18 protein-coding genes are annotated in these 16,766 nt (G+C 50.8%); 9 read left to right on the forward strand and 9 right to left on the reverse strand.

Features of this window, described 5'->3' with window-relative positions:
* Window positions 1-4 precede the first annotated feature (4 nt).
* Together cpxA and cpxR are read right to left on the reverse strand one after the other, a co-directional pair.
* Entirely contained in the window at window positions 5-1,384 is a 1,380-nt protein-coding gene (gene cpxA, locus MUG06_RS21580) for an envelope stress sensor histidine kinase CpxA (protein ID WP_215848169.1), read from the reverse strand.
* Window positions 1,381-2,079: an envelope stress response regulator transcription factor CpxR gene (gene cpxR / locus MUG06_RS21585; RefSeq protein WP_243079995.1), complete on the reverse strand. Its 699-nt coding sequence runs from the start codon at window positions 2,077-2,079 to the stop codon at window positions 1,381-1,383. The genes cpxA and cpxR overlap by 4 nt, the downstream gene beginning before the upstream one ends.
* Window positions 2,080-2,227: 148 nt before the next feature.
* Between cpxR and cpxP the strand changes: the two genes are divergently transcribed.
* The 6 genes from cpxP (at window position 2,228) to MUG06_RS21615 (ending at window position 7,717) form a co-directional block, all read left to right on the forward strand.
* Window positions 2,228-2,737, forward strand: coding sequence for a cell-envelope stress modulator CpxP (cpxP, locus tag MUG06_RS21590; protein WP_215848171.1), 510 nt, complete (start codon window positions 2,228-2,230; stop codon window positions 2,735-2,737).
* A 450-nt stretch (window positions 2,738-3,187) separates the two neighbouring features.
* Complete coding sequence (locus tag MUG06_RS21595) at window positions 3,188-3,352, forward strand: KGG domain-containing protein (RefSeq protein WP_243079996.1); 165 nt, start codon at window positions 3,188-3,190, stop codon at window positions 3,350-3,352.
* A 259-nt stretch (window positions 3,353-3,611) separates the two neighbouring features.
* Complete coding sequence (fieF, locus tag MUG06_RS21600) at window positions 3,612-4,514, forward strand: CDF family cation-efflux transporter FieF (protein WP_243079997.1); 903 nt, start codon at window positions 3,612-3,614, stop codon at window positions 4,512-4,514.
* Window positions 4,515-4,721: 207 nt separating this feature from the next.
* Window positions 4,722-5,684: a 6-phosphofructokinase gene (gene pfkA / locus MUG06_RS21605; protein WP_243079998.1), complete on the forward strand. Its 963-nt coding sequence runs from the start codon at window positions 4,722-4,724 to the stop codon at window positions 5,682-5,684.
* 141 nt (window positions 5,685-5,825) lie between these two features.
* On the forward strand, window positions 5,826-6,818 hold the full coding sequence (locus MUG06_RS21610) for a sulfate ABC transporter substrate-binding protein (protein ID WP_215848173.1): 993 nt from the start codon (window positions 5,826-5,828) through the stop codon (window positions 6,816-6,818).
* Between the two features lie 125 nt (window positions 6,819-6,943).
* On the forward strand, window positions 6,944-7,717 hold the full coding sequence (locus MUG06_RS21615; protein WP_243079999.1) for a CDP-diacylglycerol diphosphatase: 774 nt from the start codon (window positions 6,944-6,946) through the stop codon (window positions 7,715-7,717).
* A 29-nt stretch (window positions 7,718-7,746) separates the two neighbouring features.
* Here the strand turns inward: MUG06_RS21615 and tpiA are convergent, their stop codons facing one another.
* Complete coding sequence (tpiA, locus tag MUG06_RS21620) at window positions 7,747-8,514, reverse strand: triose-phosphate isomerase (RefSeq protein ID WP_215848175.1); 768 nt, start codon at window positions 8,512-8,514, stop codon at window positions 7,747-7,749.
* A gap of 119 nt (window positions 8,515-8,633) precedes the next feature.
* The gene (locus MUG06_RS21625) at window positions 8,634-9,224 is read right to left on the reverse strand and encodes a YiiQ family protein (RefSeq protein ID WP_215848176.1); all 591 of its coding nucleotides are present in this window, start codon (window positions 9,222-9,224) and stop codon (window positions 8,634-8,636) included.
* A 101-nt stretch (window positions 9,225-9,325) separates the two neighbouring features.
* Here MUG06_RS21625 and MUG06_RS21630 point away from each other — a divergent pair, with 101 nt between their 5' ends.
* Window positions 9,326-9,760 (forward strand): DUF805 domain-containing protein, encoded by a 435-nt coding sequence (locus MUG06_RS21630; RefSeq protein WP_215848177.1) that lies wholly within the window; start codon window positions 9,326-9,328, stop codon window positions 9,758-9,760.
* On the opposite strand, the gene fpr is transcribed toward MUG06_RS21630, so the two are convergent.
* Window positions 9,751-10,497: a ferredoxin--NADP(+) reductase gene (gene fpr / locus MUG06_RS21635; RefSeq protein WP_243080000.1), complete on the reverse strand. Its 747-nt coding sequence runs from the start codon at window positions 10,495-10,497 to the stop codon at window positions 9,751-9,753. The two genes, MUG06_RS21630 and fpr, sit on opposite strands and share 10 nt — an antisense overlap.
* A 269-nt stretch (window positions 10,498-10,766) precedes the next feature.
* Here fpr and emrD point away from each other — a divergent pair, with 269 nt between their 5' ends.
* A complete protein-coding gene (emrD, locus tag MUG06_RS21640) occupies window positions 10,767-11,960 on the forward strand; it encodes a multidrug efflux MFS transporter EmrD (protein ID WP_279234075.1) in 1,194 nt (397 codons plus the stop codon).
* Here emrD and glpX read toward each other — a convergent pair.
* The 3 genes from glpX to MUG06_RS21655 form a co-directional block, all read right to left on the reverse strand.
* Window positions 11,950-12,960 carry a class II fructose-bisphosphatase gene (gene glpX / locus MUG06_RS21645; RefSeq protein ID WP_215848178.1) on the reverse strand — a complete coding sequence of 337 codons (1,011 nt, stop codon included), beginning with the start codon at window positions 12,958-12,960 and terminating at the stop codon, window positions 11,950-11,952. The two genes, emrD and glpX, sit on opposite strands and share 11 nt — an antisense overlap.
* Before the next feature lie 92 nt (window positions 12,961-13,052).
* Entirely contained in the window at window positions 13,053-14,567 is a 1,515-nt protein-coding gene (gene glpK, locus MUG06_RS21650; RefSeq protein ID WP_243080001.1) for a glycerol kinase GlpK, read from the reverse strand.
* A gap of 29 nt (window positions 14,568-14,596) precedes the next feature.
* Window positions 14,597-15,451, reverse strand: a complete 855-nt coding sequence (locus MUG06_RS21655) for an MIP/aquaporin family protein (protein WP_243080002.1) — start codon at window positions 15,449-15,451, stop codon at window positions 14,597-14,599.
* Window positions 15,452-15,858: 407 nt separating this feature from the next.
* Here MUG06_RS21655 and zapB point away from each other — a divergent pair, with 407 nt between their 5' ends.
* Complete coding sequence (gene zapB, locus MUG06_RS21660) at window positions 15,859-16,098, forward strand: cell division protein ZapB (protein WP_193406104.1); 240 nt, start codon at window positions 15,859-15,861, stop codon at window positions 16,096-16,098.
* A 54-nt stretch (window positions 16,099-16,152) separates the two neighbouring features.
* On the opposite strand, the gene rraA is transcribed toward zapB, so the two are convergent.
* The gene (rraA, locus tag MUG06_RS21665) at window positions 16,153-16,638 is read right to left on the reverse strand and encodes a ribonuclease E activity regulator RraA (RefSeq protein WP_215848179.1); all 486 of its coding nucleotides are present in this window, start codon (window positions 16,636-16,638) and stop codon (window positions 16,153-16,155) included.
* Window positions 16,639-16,766 lie beyond the last annotated feature (128 nt).

The following is a 16,766-nucleotide window of genomic DNA, read 5'->3' on the forward strand; positions in this document are numbered from 1 at the left end:
CAAATTATTGACGAGCAGAGGAGTAGAGTGGTAACCACATTGTCAGTCGTAAGCCGCCCAGTGGGCTGTCATCAGCTTTTACCCAACCATGATGTTGCTGGATAGCGGTATCAACGATGGCTAAGCCTAAACCGGTTCCACCCGATTCACGGTCGCGTGCTTCATCAGTGCGATAGAACGGACGGAAAATCTGTTCGCGATCTTCTGCGCTCACGCCGGGGCCATCATCATCAACGTGAACAGTAATCCCTGATATATCCACCGAGAAGCTCACGCTGATCTGAGAATTAGAGTAACGCAATGCGTTACGTACGATGTTCTCAAGCGCGCTTTCCAACGCATGTGGATTGCCATAAAGCGGCCATGGGCCAGGCGGATAAGGAATATCTAATTTTTTGCCCATTTGTTCTGCTTCAAATTTGGCATCTTCCAACACGCCATTCCACAGATGATTGGCTTTCATCGCTTCACTGATTAATGCATTTTTGTGCTGAGTACGCGACAGCACCAGTAAGTCGTTAATCATGCCGTCCAAACGCTGAGCTTCCGTTTCTATACGTTGCAACTCTTTACCTTCGCCATGACGGCGGCGCAATAACGCTGTCGCCAGTTGTAGGCGGGTAAGCGGTGTACGTAACTCATGGCTAATATCTGAGAGTAAGCGTTGCTGACCGTTCATCATGCGCTCAAGCGCGCTGATCATTTGGTTGAAGCTGGAGCCCGCTGCCAGAAATTCTTGCGGACCAGATTCCAGTTCCGGATGCTGACGCAAATTGCCACTTGCTACCTCATCTGCTGCGTATTTTAATTTACGCGCCGGACGCGCCAGGCTCCACGCCAGCCACAGCAACAGCGGCGAGCTGATCAGCATAGTGACAATCAATAACAAGAGCGGGCGGTCAAAGAGCAGGTTCACAAAGTCGAGCTGGGAACTGGTCGCAGGACGAATCATATAGAGCTGGTAGTTATCTTCACCATCATGCACGGCGAAGGGTCCCACAAGCTCTACACGACCATACTTCTTCTTCTGCGGATGATCGGCATTATCGGATTGCCCGATAAAATTACGAATCACCTGCATTTCGTTGTGTTGCGCACCAATCACCCGGCCTTCGCTGGTAACCAGCACCAGGCGTTGACCCGGTGGTGCCCATTTCTCTATCGCGCGGAAGAGCCGACGCCACCACATCAAATCATTAGGGGGATCTTGCGATAATTCGACTTCCACATGCTGCTCTATCATCAAGCCTTGCCGCTGTTCACTTTCCATTAGCGAGGTCATCTGACGCGAATCCAGCTTGGGCACCATTAACACCAGCATCAACACCAATGCCAGCGTTAACCAGAAAATGGCGAAGATGCGGGTGGTCAAACTTCCAATCATGATGCCGAAACCATCAGATAGCCGCGTCCCCGTAAAGTTTTAAACCAAGGATGCCCATCGCGGCGCTCAGGCAGTTTGCGACGTAAGTTAGAGATATGCATATCAATGGCACGGTCAAACGGCGTTAAGCGCTTACCCAGCACTTCCTGGCTCAGATGCTCACGTGAAACAACTTGACCAAGATGTTGCGCCAAAAGATAGAGCAGGGTGAACTCTGTGCCGGTGAGATCCAGCGTCACATCATCGAAGCTGGCCTCCTGACGACCCGGATTCAAACGCAGGCAATCTACCTCTAACGTCGGTGAACTGTTGTCATGCTGTTGCTGCTGTTCGCTCCAGTTGGAACGGCGCAGGATGGCACGAATACGCGCAACCAGCTCACGATCGTTAAACGGCTTCGGTAAGTAATCGTCCGCCCCTAATTCCAGGCCCAGCACCCGATCTAACTCGCTGCCGCGTGCGGTCAACATGATCACGGGTGTTTGATATTGCTGACGCAGTTCTTTTAAGGTGTCGATGCCGTTCTTCTTCGGCATCATGACATCGAGCAAAAGTAAATCAATTGAGTTATCGAGCAGGTTCAGCGCTTGTTCACCATCGCTGGCCACGACCACTTCAAACCCTTCCATTTCCAACAGTTCTTTTAAAAGCGAAGTTAATTCGCGGTCATCATCTACCAACAGGATTTTATTCATTTTTGTAGCCCTCCGCAGGCAAAATACCGTGTTCCTACAGCACCAATCCATCGCTTTACGTAGTTTTACACCCCCTGACGGATGTTTGCAGCTTTCGCCGTACACTGGCTCTCGTTGAATCGCAAAACGGAACGAACTGGAGTAAACGATGCGCAAAGTAACCGTCGTTGTCCTTGCCTCAGCGTTGGTTATTTATCACGCCAGCGCAGGAGCAGCAGACACCACGACGATTGACGAGATGCATCACAGCGGATTGACGACAGGCAGTATGACGCAAAATCCGCAAAGCCACATGTTCGATGGCATCGAGTTGACTGAACAACAACGGCAACAGATGCGTGACCTGATGCAACAGGCTCGGCATGAACGTCCGGCGATAAGTATTGATGATGTTGCAGCCATGCATGACTTGGTGACTGCAGATAAGTTTAACGAAGCGGCCATCCGTGAAAAAGCGGAAAAAATCGCCCAAGTTCAGATTGAACAGCAGGTCGAAATGGCACGAGTTCGCAACCAAATGTATCACTTGCTCACACCTGCTCAGCAAGCGACGTTACAGAAGAATTATCAACGTCGGCTTAGCGAAATGCGCGAGTTATCGAATTTGCAGTCAGCGTCATCGCTGCAAGCAGTGAGTAGTACCGGCAGTAACCAGTAACATAGTATCCCTGTTTTCCTTGCCATAGACACCATCCCTGTCTTCCCCGCCATGATGGCGGGGTTTTTTTTGCTTAATTTTTGCCATAACTCTCTTACCTGGCGAAATAACTTACTTAACCCTCCTGATAAGCCGTGCGCAAATTCACCTTATTAACATTGCTTTGGCGGTTCGCTTTTTTGCTGTCTTTTTATATTTCAATAAAGCGTAAAAATTAATACCAACTATTCTCTGAAATTTTAAACCGTTAATAAGTAATGAGTTAGTTGCTATCGCTAACTTTTTTATGTAATAAATACAGTGAGTTAACATTCCCTCGCTGCGCTTGCGGCGCAGTGCTCATCTTCTATACTTAATTCCGTTGCAGCAAGGAAGGCGATATACCCCGGGATAACGGAGAGCATCAACCACATCATGTATTCCAAAATGAATCTATTAACGGAGTAAATTATGGCAGAGCATCGTGGTGGTTCAGGTAATTTCGCAGAGAATCCACAGAAAGCATCTGAAGCTGGCAAAAAAGGCGGTCAGAGCAGCGGTGGCGGCGGCGGTAACTTTAAAAACGATCGCGAAAAAGCCTCCGAGGCAGGGAAAAAAGGCGGCAAAAGCAAATAGTCACGCTCGTCGTTAGACCTGACCTTGCCAAATCTGCACTTTAATTTGGCGCTTATGAAAGTAAGCAATCAGCCCCGACCTCTTCCCTGGCCGGGGCATGTTTTATCCACGTTTTTCAAAGAACCACTTCCTCTTCGTTATCTCAGCCATTTTTATCTGTTTAAGCCGGTTTCATGCGTAGCGGCAGCACGAGTGTTAAACTTGAGCGATTGTCCCAGTTTGGGTACACGCCTTCATTGGCGCGCACATGGAGCCTGATATGCAACCCACCTATGCTCGATTAGTTAAACGCGCAGCATTGTCAGCTACTATTCTTGCGACCATCTTATTGATTGTGAAGATATTTGCATGGTGGTACACCGGTTCTGTAAGCCTGTTGGCTGCCTTGGTCGATTCGCTGGTGGATATTGCTGCATCACTGACTAATTTGCTGGTGGTGCGTTATGCGTTACAACCTGCAGATGCCAATCACACCTTTGGTCACGGCAAAGCGGAATCGCTAGCAGCGCTGGCACAAAGCATGTTTATCTCCGGCTCCGCACTTTTTTTGTTCCTTACTGGCCTGCAACATCTTGCCTCACCCAATGTCATGCGCGCGCCTATCGTCGGTATTGTTGTCACGGTTGTTGCACTGTTCTCAACCTTAACGTTGGTCGCTTTCCAGCGTTGGGTAGTACGTAAAACACGTAGCCAGGCAATTCGCGCCGATATGCTTCATTATCAATCTGATGTGATTATGAATGGCGCAATTCTGGTGGCCTTGGTGTTGAGCAGCTACGGTTTTGTTCGGGCCGATGCACTCTTTGCCTTGGGGATTGGTGTTTTCATCCTTTATAGCGCCTTGCGTATGGCGAATGATGCCGTTCAGGCACTGCTTGATCGTGCTTTACCGGAGGAAGAAAGACAGCAGATTCTGGACATCGCCACACATTGGCCTGGCGTTCAGGGTGTGCACGATTTACGCACGCGCCAATCCGGGCCGACTAAATTTATTCAACTGCATCTGGAGTTGGAAGATCAGCTGCCGTTAGTGCAGGCGCACCGCGTTGCCGATCAAGTTGAAAAAGCCTTACTGAAGGAATTTCCCGGTTCTGACGTAATAATCCATCAGGATCCTTGTTCTGTGGTACCGTTCGAGCGCCAGGATTCTTTCGGGTTTTAACTAAAATAATCAACTTAGTACGAAAGAAAATGACGTGACGCTAACAATGCTGCAAAAATTAGTGAAAACTTGTCTGACCTGAATCAATTCAGCAGCAAGCCTTTGATATACTATCTGCCATCACGTGTCGCGCTTATCGAAAAATTTAGCTTACCGGCGCTCGACAGGCAGGATTAACCCTTAGTTTTGAACAATCCAGAGGTTGTCATGATCAAAAAAATTGGTGTATTAACCAGCGGCGGCGACGCTCCAGGCATGAACGCAGCCATTCGCGGCGTTGTTCGCTCCGCGCTGAGTGAAGGACTGGAAGTTTTTGGTATCTATGACGGCTATTTGGGTTTGTATGAAGATCGGATGATCAATCTTGACCGCTACAGCGTCTCTGACATGATCAACCGTGGCGGCACCTTCTTGGGGTCGGCGCGTTTCCCGGAATTCCGTAACGACGAAGTTCGCCAAATTGCCATCGAAAACATGAAAAAGCGCGGCATTGATGCGTTAGTGGTGATCGGCGGTGACGGTTCTTATATGGGCGCAAAACGCCTGACTGAAATGGGTTTTCCCTGCATCGGTTTGCCAGGCACTATCGATAACGATGTTGCCGGTACCGATTACACGATCGGTTATTTCACCGCGTTGGAAACTGTTGTAGAAGCAATTGACCGCTTACGTGATACCTCTTCGTCGCACCAGCGCATTTCGATTGTAGAAGTCATGGGACGCCATTGCGGCGATCTGACACTTGCGGCTTCTATTGCTGGCGGTTGTGAATTCATCGTATTGCCTGAAATCCCTTACACGCGTGAAGAGTTGGTAGCGGAAATCAAAGCGGGCATCGCGAAAGGTAAGAAACATGCCATTGTTGCGATCACCGAGCACATCTGTGATATCGACGATCTGGCGCGCTTCATTGAAACGGAAACCAAGCGTGAAACGCGCTCCACTGTGCTTGGCCATATTCAACGTGGCGGCGCACCTTGTGCTTATGACCGCATTCTGGCGTCACGTATGGGCGCTTTTTCCATTGAACTGCTGATGCAGGGATATGGTGGCCGTTGCGTGGGCATTCAGAATGAAAAAATGGTGCATCATGACATTATCGATGCCATTGAAAATATGAAGCGCCCCTTCAAACGTGACTGGTTAGATACCGCTAAACAGCTTTACTAACTTTTTCAGGGCGCGCTATAGAGTGCGCCCTGCCATCCTCGCCTTATATTCCCCTAAGTTATATCAGCTGGTTTTTAATTCTTTTAGCTCTGGAATGGTTTATGTCACGCTTATCTCATAACGATATTGGGAGAGTGCGCAATGAACAAGTGGAGTATTGGTTTTACCCTTTTGCTGGCTTCTACCAGCGTATTGGCGAAGGATATTCAGTTATTAAACGTTTCCTACGATCCAACGCGTGAATTGTACGAACAGTACAACAAAGCATTCAGTGCGCACTACAAACAGGAAACGGGTGACAACGTGGTTGTCCGTCAATCGCATGGCGGTTCAGGCAAGCAAGCCACGTCAGTGATCAATGGCATTCGTGCTGATGTCGTCACGCTGGCGCTGCAATCTGATGTGGATGCAATTGCAGAACGTGGCCGCATCGATAAAAACTGGATCAAGCGTCTACCCGATAATTCTGCGCCTTACACGTCCACCATTGTATTTCTGGTGCGTAAAGACAATCCAAAAGGTATTCATGACTGGAACGACCTGATCAAACCGGGCGTTTCTGTTATCACGCCAAACCCGAAAACATCAGGTGGTGCACGCTGGAACTATCTGGCTGCATGGGGTTGGGCATTAGATCACAATAATGGCGATCAGGCTAAAGCGTTAGCGTACGTAAGAGCCTTGTTTAAGAACGTTGAAGTGCAGGATTCAGGTGCGCGTGGCGCCACTAACACCTTCGTAGAACGTGGCATTGGCGATGTGCTGATTGCCTGGGAAAACGAAGCTTATCTGGCGGTAAACAAACTGGGCAAAGATAAGTTTGAGATCGTCACGCCAAGCGAGTCAATTCTGGCAGAACCTACTGTATCGGTCGTCGACAAAGTGGTTGATGAGAAAGATACGCGCAAAGTCGCTGATGAATATTTGAAGTATCTCTATTCCCCAGAAGGCCAGACCATCGCGGCGCAGAATTATTACCGCCCACGCGATGCTGAAGTTGCGAAGAAATTTGCCAGCAGCTTTGCTCCAGTAAAACTTTTCACTATCGACGACAAGTTTGGTGGCTGGACAAAAGCACAGAAAACGCATTTCACTGACGGCGGTACTTATGATCAGGTGATGAAGCCTGAATAACGTCTGTTAGTTCACTTAAACCCCGAAAGCGGAAGTTCTGCGAGTAGGGTTTTTTGTTTTAAGCGTGACATTAACACGCCAGCAGGCGAGGATGCGGACTGGTAAAGAAAAGAGGAAACCTTGCTATGCAGGGAAGCCGTCATGCCTTTAGTCTGATTAAATGTTTGCTCGCGCTAGTGATTACGGCAATACTCATTGCGGCTTTTCACTTCAAGAAAAATTCCGATGCCTTGTGGCAAATCGTCAGCGAAAAGTGTGTACCACAATTGCAGCAAACAGGGCAGCCCAAACCTTGTGAACGCGTTGACCTCGCTCAAGGCTATGCAATGCTGAAAGATCGCAATGGCCCGCTGCAATACTTGCTTATCCCCTTAGCGAAAATTACCGGTATTGAAAGTCCACAACTGCTTAATCCCACCACGCCAAACTATTTTTCTTTCGCCTGGGCTCAACGCCATTTATTAGCACAACGTTATGCCGCACCGATTACTGACAACACCTTATCGTTGGCAATTAACGCTGAATATGGACGCACACAAAACCAGCTGCATATTCATATCTCCTGTTTACGGCCGGATGTGCGACAGCGTCTCAACGCGCTGGCTCCCAGGCTAAACAGCGAATGGCAAACAGAGACGCTACATAGCCATCGCTATTTACTGCGCACGCTGACAACCGCAGAACTGGCGCAGCAGAGCGTTTTTATGCAGTTGGCAGCGGAGGTTCCGAATGCTCGGCATGAAATGGGGAAATATGGCCTGGCGCTGGCGAGCTTAGCAGATGGACGATTGGTGCTGATGGCGATTGAGCGCAACTGGCTATTATTGAACAGTGGTTCGGCGGAAGAGTTGCAGGATCACAGTTGTAAATTATTGCGGCCAATAAAAAAGGCGACGTAGCCGCCGCCTCTCATCGGGTATTACGAGTATTACGCGTTTTTCGCTGCTGCAGCGGCTTTGACGATCACGGTGAAAGCATCGGCTTTCAGTGAAGCGCCGCCAACCAGCGCGCCATCGATGTCTGGCTGAGTAAAGAGTTCGGCCGCATTTTTGTCGTTAACAGAACCGCCGTACTGAATGATCACTTGTTCAGCAATCGCGGCATCTTTCTTCGCGATATGGTCGCGAATGAATTTATGAACGGCCTGTGCCTGTGCTGGTGTGGCAGATTTGCCAGTACCGATAGCCCAAACAGGTTCATAAGCGATAACGGCATCTTTAAAGGCTTCTGCGCCCTGAGTTTCCAGCACGGCGTCGATCTGACGTGCGCAAACTTCTTCGGTTTTACCGGCTTCGTTTTCTGCTTCGGTTTCGCCAATGCACAGAACAGGGATCAAGCCCGCAGCTTTCAGCACTGCATATTTCTTCGCGATGAACTCGTCGCTCTCTTTGTGGTATGTACGACGCTCAGAGTGACCGATGATGATGTATTTCGCGCCGATGTCTTTCAGCATGTCCGCTGAAACTTCACCGGTGAATGCGCCAGACAGATTTACGTCCACGTTCTGAGCACCCAGAGCAATGTGGCTACCGGAGATGGCATGTTTTGCCTGATCGAGGTAAATCGTCGGTGGCGCAATGGCTACACCACAACCTTCAACGCCAGACAGTTCTTTGCGCAGACCTTCGATCAATTCGGCGGTCATCTGCTTGCTACCATTCAACTTCCAGTTACCCATAACCAGTGGATGTCGCATTCTATCCTCCGCATAACGCGTTCATGAAATAGCACTGCCAGCAGGCAGCGTTGTCTGCCAGACAGTATAGAGATCAAATGTGTTGATAGCTTTGCTTTTCGTCATTTTTGCCTGCCCGATCAAGGGTTGGCGAGCGTTAGTTTCACCGGTTCGATGGCGAAGGTGAGCCCTTTATCGCCGCTGTCAGAGACGACAAAGCGCAGCGCGCCCTCGTTGTGGGCAAAGTAGTGTGAACCTTTGCCGTCGCTCAATAATTCTGTCAGTTTTTTACGTCCTTCTTCAGGCGTTAAACCGGGAACAAAAAAGCGCAACATCGCCGTCATATAATCCATGGCTTTGGTTTGTGATGCGTTCTGATCCGGTCCGGGCAGCGGCAACCAGGTAATTTGCAGGGTTTTGATCTTCCCGGTTCCCGGTTCCAGCGCAGTAGAAGCGTACAGTGTTTCACTGATCTTACTGGCGGCGCGCGTCAGATTGCTTTTATCGTCCCGGTTATCAATGGCACGATACTCCAGCAGCGGGAGTTCAGGATTAGTAGTGTTATATTTTTCGCGAAACTGGCCGATAGTCATATCAAAGGTAGGCGCGCCAGATAAAAGATAAGGCGCGGCGGGCATATGTTCAGCCCGATCCAACGGTTGTGGATCGGCGGCAAATGCCGGAACCGTCAGCGCAAGACTCAACAACAGTGCGCCAGGCAAATTCTTCATTTTGTCGACCCTAACCAGTAAACTCAGCCCCAAATTAGACCGGTTTTTATCCGCAAGGTCAAAAAGCACGGCAGATTAAATTTATTTCTGGGTGATAAAGCATGACATTACAACAATGGTGTTTCTCGTATCGTGGACGATTAGGACGGCGTGACTTTTGGATCTGGCAGGCTGTTTGGCTGTTAACCACCACATTGTTATTTGTTCTCGCCGGGAATGATTTACTTGATACGCAGATGGCCGCGTTTGGCGTGGTTTGTCTGCTTTGGCCCGCCAGTGCGGTGCTGGTAAAACGCCTTCACGATCGCAATCGTCCTGGCTATTGGGCATTTCTGGTGATCGTCGCGTGGATGCTGGTGGCGGGGAACTGGAGCATGCTTGATGGCGTACTGCCGTGGCTGGTGGGGCGCGCCATTCCTTTCATCATTTTTGTTGGGCTGTTGCTCGATCTGGGCCTGTTTCGCGGCACCGCCGGTAAAAATCGCTTCGGTGCCGCTGCGCTGCCGGTACGTTATAAGCCTGCCACTTACCAGTAATGTTCGCTGGTCATATGCCCCGGCTTGCGTTTGAGATGCTTACGCATGCCGCGCGTATCTTTCAGCAGTTGCTGCGTATCACGTACCATTTGTGGATTGCCGCACAGCATAACGTGGCTGGTTTCGGCATCCAGCGTTAATCCTACCGCGCGTTCCAGCTCGCCGCTTTCGATAAGCGCGGGTACGCGACCGCTGAGTGAGCCGGCAATCTCTTCGCGGCTTACCACGGTTTGGATATGCAGTTTGCCGTTGTAGGTTTGCTGCAATTGCTGCATCAGGGGGAGAAAACTCAGGTCGGCGGCATAGCGGGCCGCATGCACCAGCACAATATTATCAAAGCGATCGAGCCCTTCGCCCTCCTGCAAAATCGACAGATAAGGTCCAATCGCGGTGCCCGTCGCCAGCATCCATAACGTTTTACATTCCGGCACTTCATCCAACACAAAGAAGCCAGCGGCTTCTTTTGTGATCATAAGCTGATCGCCGGGACGCAGTGCGAACAGGTGCGGACTCAACTTACCTTCCGGCACTGTAACCAGATAGAACTCCAGCAGAGGATCGCTTGGCGCATTGACATAGGAATAAGCGCGCTGCACGCGTTCTCCATCAATTTCCAGCGCCAGCTTGGCAAACTGACCTGCAGTAAAGCGATCAATCGGTGCCTGTACTCGAAGGCTGAACAGCGCATCGGTCCAGTTTTTTACTTCTTTTACTTGCGCATTGACCCACTCGGCCATATTCACTCCTTGGTTGTTTTTCAGGCTGACGAATATCTTCGCTACCTGACGCTGATATTTCTACCCTGTTCCCGGTCAAAGGCTCTAATCGACAAACTGTTGCGCCACCTTTACAAGCTGGTGCATAAACTTGACGCACGCAAGTTTAACGCTTTTGCCTCGCCTCTCGCTTTGTCACACAATCCTGATATTTTGCCCGGCATTAACCTGTATCAGCCTTTTTTACGGCTGCTTTATCCTTAATCTCTAGATAAACCTTTCACACAATAATGATGAATAAATTAGAAAATCGCCGATTACTGGTGATGTTGATTGTATTGGTCGCGGTAGGGCAGATGGCACAAACCATTTATGTTCCGGCGATGGCCAGCATGGCGGAAGCGTTAAACGTGCGCGATGGCACGATGCAACGCGTCATGGCAGCTTATTTAATTACCTACGGCGGATCGCAGCTGATCTACGGCCCGCTGTCTGACAGTGTTGGTCGCCGCCCGGTGATCCTTGTCGGTATGATGATCTTTATGATCGGCGCATTAACCGCCATGTTTGCCCCTTCGCTCAGCGTTCTGGTGCTGGGCAGCGCGATTCAGGGCATGGGAACCGGCGTGGCGGGCGTGATGGCGCGTACCATGCCGCGCGATCTCTATTCAGGTCAGGCGCTGCGCCAGGCAAACAGCCTGCTGAATATGGGCATTTTGGTCAGCCCGCTGTTGGCACCCGTGATCGGCGCCATGTTAACGCAGCTGTTTGGCTGGCATGCCTGTTTCGCCTTTTTACTGTTACTGTGCCTGGCAGTCACCAGCGCGATGGCGCGTTGGTTGCCAGAAACCCGGCCCTACAGCGCCGAAGTGACACCCTTTCTAAAGCGCTATAGCCGCTTGCTGAGCGACACCCACTTCGTGCGCTACATCATTCTGTTGATTGGCGCGCTGGCAGGCATTGCCGTGTTTGAAGCCAGCTGTGGCGTATTGCTGGGCGGTGTATTGGGGCTGAGCAGCTTAACCGTCAGCATCCTGTTTATTCTGCCTATACCTGCGGCTTTCTTTGGTGCGTGGTTTGCCGGGCGTGAACAGCGTTCATGGCACAGCCTGATGTGGTGCGGTGTGAATAGCTGTTTACTGGCGGGCATTCTGATGTGGATTCCGGCTTGGTTTGGCGTGATGAACATCTGGACGCTGCTGGTGCCTGCTGCGCTATTCTTCTTCGGCGCGGGTATGCTGTTCCCGTTGGCGACATCAGGTGCAATGGAACCTTATGCATGGTTGGCGGGCAGCGCAGGCGCATTGATTGGCGGTTTACAGAATTTAGGGGCTGGGCTGGTGGCGTGGCTGTCAGCGTTGATGCCGCAGCGCGATCAGTTCAGCATTGGCATGTTGATGTTTTTCACTGCGCTGGTGATGCTGCTGTGTTGGTTGCCACTCTCGCGTCAGCCGGAGAGCAGCAACCAGCCGGTTACAGGATAAATTGATGCAGCGCCGGATCTTTGCGATCGAGATAGTGAATAGACTGGATGCGGCGAATGGTGCGCGATTTACCGCGAATCAATAAGGTTTCACTGGTGGCGATATTGCCCTGGCGCGTAATGCCCTTAAGCAAATCGCCGCTGGTGATGCCGGTGGCGGCAAAAATGACGTTGTCATTACGCGCCATCGCATCCAGCGTTAGCAGCTTGCCCGCTTCAATCTTCATTTCAGCGCAGCGTTTCAACTCTTGCTCGCCAATCAAACGGTTTTGTTCGTTATCACCTTTGACCTGATGACGGGCTAACAGCCGTCCTTGCATATCACCATCCAAGGCACGAATCACCGCTGCCGACACCACACCTTCAGGCGCGCCGCCGATGCCGTACATCACGTCCACTTCGCTGTCTGGCATGCAGGTTAAAATTGACGCAGCAACATCGCCATCCGGGAAAGTAAACACCCGCACACCAAGTTGTTGTAGCTGCTTAATCACGTCATCGTGGCGCGGCTTGGCCAGAATCGACACGGTTAATTGTTCGAGTGGTTTGTTCATCGCGGCGGCGATGTTGCGTAAATTGGTTTCCAAAGGCAGGTCGAGATTGATATGACCTCGCGCCGCTGGGCCGACAATCAACTTCTCCATGTACATGTCTGGCGCATGCAAAAAGCTGCCCTTGTCGCCAACGGCCAGCACGGCGAGCGCATTGGCTTGGCCCATTGCGGTCATGCGGGTGCCTTCAATCGGATCGACGGCAATATCCACCGCGTCGCCGCTGCCGGTTCCCACTTTTTCTCCGATATAGAGCATCGGTGCTTCGTCGATTTCACCTTCGCCGATCACAATCTGGCCGTCGATATTGATGGTGTTTAACACGTGACGCATTGCGTGGACAGCTGCGCCGTCGGCAGCATTTTTATCGCCGCGTCCTAACCAGCTGTATCCCGCTAAGGCGGCAGCTTCGGTTACGCGGGAAAATTCAATGGCAAGTTCTCGTTTCATGGCATGCACCTGACAAAAAACAGGCGAGCAGTGTAGCACAGCGGGGAGAGGGCGGGAAAAAGGCCCGCGACAAGCGTCGCGGGCTGACAGCATTACTCTTGTTCTTCCCACGCTTGCGCGCGAGCAACGGCTTTTTTCCAACCGGCATAACGGAAGTTACGCTCGGTGGTTTCAAGGCTTGGACGGAATTCACGCTCAATCACTGATTTGGCGCGCACTTCCTCCAGGTCTTTCCAGAAGCCGACGGCCAGACCTGCCAGATAAGCAGAACCCAGCGCAGTCACTTCACGCACTTCTGGACGCTCAACACGCGTGCCGAGAATGTCGGACTGGAACTGCATCAGGAAGTTATTCGAAACAGCGCCACCATCGACACGCAGCGCCTGCAGGCGGGTGTTGGCATCGTTCTGCATCGCTTCCAGCACATCACGCGTTTGGTAAGCGATCGATTCCAGCGTCGCGCGAATGATGTGGTTGGCATTAGCACCACGCGTCAGGCCAAACAATGCGCCGCGTGCATACGGGTCCCAATAAGGTGCACCCAAACCGGTGAAGGCTGGCACCATATAAACGCCATTGCTGTCTTTGACTTTCATTGCAAAGTATTCAGAGTCAGCGGCATCGCTGATCAGCTTCATCTCGTCACGCAGCCACTGAATCGCCGCACCACCAATGAATACTGCACCTTCCAGCGCATAGTTAACTTCGCCACGTGGACCGCAAGCGATGGTCGTCAACAAACCATGCGTTGAGGTCACTGCTTCGGTGCCAGTGTTCATCAGCATGAAGCAGCCGGTGCCGTAAGTATTTTTTGCCATGCCAGGTTGCACGCACAGCTGGCCGTAAAGCGCTGCTTGCTGATCACCTGCAATACCGGCGATTGGAATACGCGTACCGCCTTTACCACCGATGTTGGTCTGGCCGTAAACTTCAGAAGAGGATTTAACCTCTGGCAGCATCTCACGCGGAATATCGAGAATATCCAGCATGCGCTGATCCCACTCCAGCTTATGGATGTTGAACATCATCGTACGTGAGGCGTTGGTGTAATCAGTGATATGCACCCGTCCTTGCGTCATTTTCCATACCAGCCAGGTATCAACCGTACCAAACAGCAGTTCACCGCGTTTCGCACGTTCACGTGAGCCTTCTACATGATCCAGAATCCACTTCACTTTGGTGCCTGAGAAGTAAGGGTTAATCACCAAACCAGTGGTGTGCTGGATATACTCTTCCAGTCCCTCTTTCTTCAGCTTGTGACAATAATCTGCAGTGCGGGGATCTTGCCAAACGATAGCGTTATAAATCGGCTTACCGGTTTCTTTATCCCAGACGATGGCGGTTTCACGCTGGTTAGTGATACCAATTGCCGCGATTTCGTCAGAGCGAATGTCTGCATGTGCCAGCACTTCCACCAGCGTTGAGCTTTGTGAGGCCCAGATATCCATTGGGTCATGCTCAACCCAGCCCGCTTTCGGGTAGATCTGAGTAAATTCGCGCTGAGATACCGCCACAATATTAGAGTCGTGATCCAGAACGACGGCACGAGAACTGGTTGTGCCCTGATCGAGCGCGACAATGTATTTTTTATCGGTGGTAGTAGTCATAAATTCTTTCCTGATGATAAAGGTGAAACTTACGCTTTACGCTGCTGAGCGCGTGCGACCGGTTTTTCTGTTGTTGTGCTGGCAGGTTCTTGTACTGCGCCAGGCAAATGGCGGCCAATCAGAGCGCGATAACCAAAAGCACCCAAACAAGCACCTACAATCGGGCCAAAAATCGGCACGAGGAAATAAGGAATATCACGACCGCCGGTAAAGGCCACGTTACCCCAGCCTGCTAACCAAGCGAAGAGCTTCGGTCCGAAATCACGTGCCGGGTTTAAGGCGAAACCGGTTAATGGACCCATCGCGCCACCAATAATAGCAACCAGAAGGCCAATCAGCAGAGGAGCCAATGGACCGCGTGGCAGGCCGTTACCGTCATCGGTGAGGCCCATGATTACGGCCATCAATACCGCCGTAATCACCATCTCAACCAAAAATGCCTGACCCACGCTGATATGCGGATTTGGGTAGGTTGAGAAAATGCCGGCTAAATCCAGGCTTTCAACTGTGCCGCGCACCATCTGGTGGCTAGATTCATAATCTAAGAACAGGTTGTAGTACAAGCCGTACACCAGCGCTGCTGCGCAGAAAGCGCCAGCGATCTGCGCCACGATGTAGGGCACCACTTTACGCCCTTCAAAATTAGCAAACAGGCAAAGCGCGATAGTGATAGCAGGATTTAGATGCGCACCAGATACGCCAGCAGTGAGATACGCTGCCATGGAAACGCCTAAACCCCAGATGATACAAATTTCCCACTGACCGAACTCGGCACCGGCGAGTTTTAGCGCTGCCACACAGCCTGCACCAAAAAAAATGATTAACCCGGTTCCGATAAACTCGGCAATACACTGACCTTTGAGCGTGTTAGTTGTTTGACTCATAATGTTGTTCCTGAAGCGAGGTTAAATTTTATCAGTTTTTGTTCTCAATCCATGAGTCACCCAGCTCTATTGTAGGGCTGTTGTAAATTTATCGTTAACGAACATAAACGAGAAATAGCGAAATCGATTTTTGTGTGCTGTGTCATAAAAATGCGCGTTTTCGCGTGTTTTTGCTTTCCTTAATCATCATATGCGCGTTCTGGAATGGTGAGCGCGATCGCGCAAAGACGAAACGGCACGATTCTTAGGGTTAAGCTGAAAAGTGTTACAGACTGCGCCGTAAAAGGCAGCGCTGCTGGACTTGCGCGGTGAGGCTACATACAATCGAAACATCGTTGCTGGCTGAAGCATTCTGTGCTTAAGCTGGCATCATCAACGCCTTGCAAGATTTAGGAGAGGTCAGAAAGATGTCATTTGAAGTTTTTGAGAAACTGGAAGCGAAAGTACAGCAGGCGATTGATACCATCACTCTGCTGCAGATGGAAATCGAAGAGCTGAAAGAGCAGAACAACAACCTGCGTAACGATGCGCAGCAAGCTGCTGGCAATCAAGATGCGCTGGTGCGCGAAAATCAGCATCTGAAAGAGGAGCAGCATGTCTGGCAAGAACGCCTGCGCGCGCTGCTGGGAAAAATGGAAGAGGTTTAAACCTCCGCTGATACGTAAAACGGGTGCCGCTGGCACCCGTTTTCGTTTCTGGACTTATTCTATATCCAGCGGATCTTCGGAGAGAATGATACCGGTGTTATCAGCATAGAGATGGTCGCCAGAAAAGAAGGTCACGCCACCAAAATTGACGCGCACATCGCTTTCGCCAACGCCTTCTCCCGCCGCACCTGCTGGAATCGCAGCAATAGCCTGAATGCCAATCTCCAGTTCTTCCAGCTCATCAACCTGGCGAACCGAACCGTAAATCACGATGCCTTCCCACTCGTTTTGCGCCGCTAAACGCGCCAGTTGCGCATCGACTAAGGCGCGACGTACTGAGCCGCCGCCGTCTATCAACAGTACACGACCGCGACCATTTTCTTCCAACAGATCGTAAAGCAAGCCGTTGTCTTCAAAACATTTCACTGTGGTAATCTGACCACCGAATGAGGTGCGCCCACCAAAGTTTGAAAAAAGCGGTTCAACAACATTCACTTCTTCATGGTAGATGTCGCAGAGTTCAGATGTATCGTATTTCATAAGGGTTTCGTCTGTTTGCCACAGGAGCGGTAAGTATATCGCTTTCTACGGATTGTTGGCAAAATCATCACCGGATGAAAAGGGCGATGCATCAGCAGTATGCAGAAAAAAGCCCAACCGGATGGCTG

Source organism: Pantoea sp. MQR6 (assembly GCF_022761075.1).
Taxonomy (GTDB): Bacteria; Pseudomonadota; Gammaproteobacteria; order Enterobacterales; family Enterobacteriaceae; genus Pantoea; species Pantoea phytostimulans.

Bases quoted from the DNA above. Each gene is read 5' to 3' on its own strand.
- cpxA (WP_215848169.1), bottom strand. From the start codon at position 1,384: ATGATTGGAAGTTTGACCACCCGCATCTTCGCCATTTTCTGGTTAACG.
- cpxR (WP_243079995.1), bottom strand. From the start codon at position 2,079: ATGAATAAAATCCTGTTGGTAGATGATGACCGCGAATTAACTTCGCTT.
- cpxP (WP_215848171.1), top strand. From the start codon at position 2,228: ATGCGCAAAGTAACCGTCGTTGTCCTTGCCTCAGCGTTGGTTATTTAT.
- MUG06_RS21595 (WP_243079996.1), top strand. From the start codon at position 3,188: ATGGCAGAGCATCGTGGTGGTTCAGGTAATTTCGCAGAGAATCCACAG.
- fieF (WP_243079997.1), top strand. From the start codon at position 3,612: ATGCAACCCACCTATGCTCGATTAGTTAAACGCGCAGCATTGTCAGCT.
- pfkA (WP_243079998.1), top strand. From the start codon at position 4,722: ATGATCAAAAAAATTGGTGTATTAACCAGCGGCGGCGACGCTCCAGGC.
- MUG06_RS21610 (WP_215848173.1), top strand. From the start codon at position 5,826: ATGAACAAGTGGAGTATTGGTTTTACCCTTTTGCTGGCTTCTACCAGC.
- MUG06_RS21615 (WP_243079999.1), top strand. From the start codon at position 6,944: ATGCAGGGAAGCCGTCATGCCTTTAGTCTGATTAAATGTTTGCTCGCG.
- tpiA (WP_215848175.1), bottom strand. From the start codon at position 8,514: ATGCGACATCCACTGGTTATGGGTAACTGGAAGTTGAATGGTAGCAAG.
- MUG06_RS21625 (WP_215848176.1), bottom strand. From the start codon at position 9,224: ATGAAGAATTTGCCTGGCGCACTGTTGTTGAGTCTTGCGCTGACGGTT.
- MUG06_RS21630 (WP_215848177.1), top strand. From the start codon at position 9,326: ATGACATTACAACAATGGTGTTTCTCGTATCGTGGACGATTAGGACGG.
- fpr (WP_243080000.1), bottom strand. From the start codon at position 10,497: ATGGCCGAGTGGGTCAATGCGCAAGTAAAAGAAGTAAAAAACTGGACC.
- emrD (WP_279234075.1), top strand. From the start codon at position 10,767: ATGATGAATAAATTAGAAAATCGCCGATTACTGGTGATGTTGATTGTA.
- glpX (WP_215848178.1), bottom strand. From the start codon at position 12,960: ATGAAACGAGAACTTGCCATTGAATTTTCCCGCGTAACCGAAGCTGCC.
- glpK (WP_243080001.1), bottom strand. From the start codon at position 14,567: ATGACTACTACCACCGATAAAAAATACATTGTCGCGCTCGATCAGGGC.
- MUG06_RS21655 (WP_243080002.1), bottom strand. From the start codon at position 15,451: ATGAGTCAAACAACTAACACGCTCAAAGGTCAGTGTATTGCCGAGTTT.
- zapB (WP_193406104.1), top strand. From the start codon at position 15,859: ATGTCATTTGAAGTTTTTGAGAAACTGGAAGCGAAAGTACAGCAGGCG.
- rraA (WP_215848179.1), bottom strand. From the start codon at position 16,638: ATGAAATACGATACATCTGAACTCTGCGACATCTACCATGAAGAAGTG.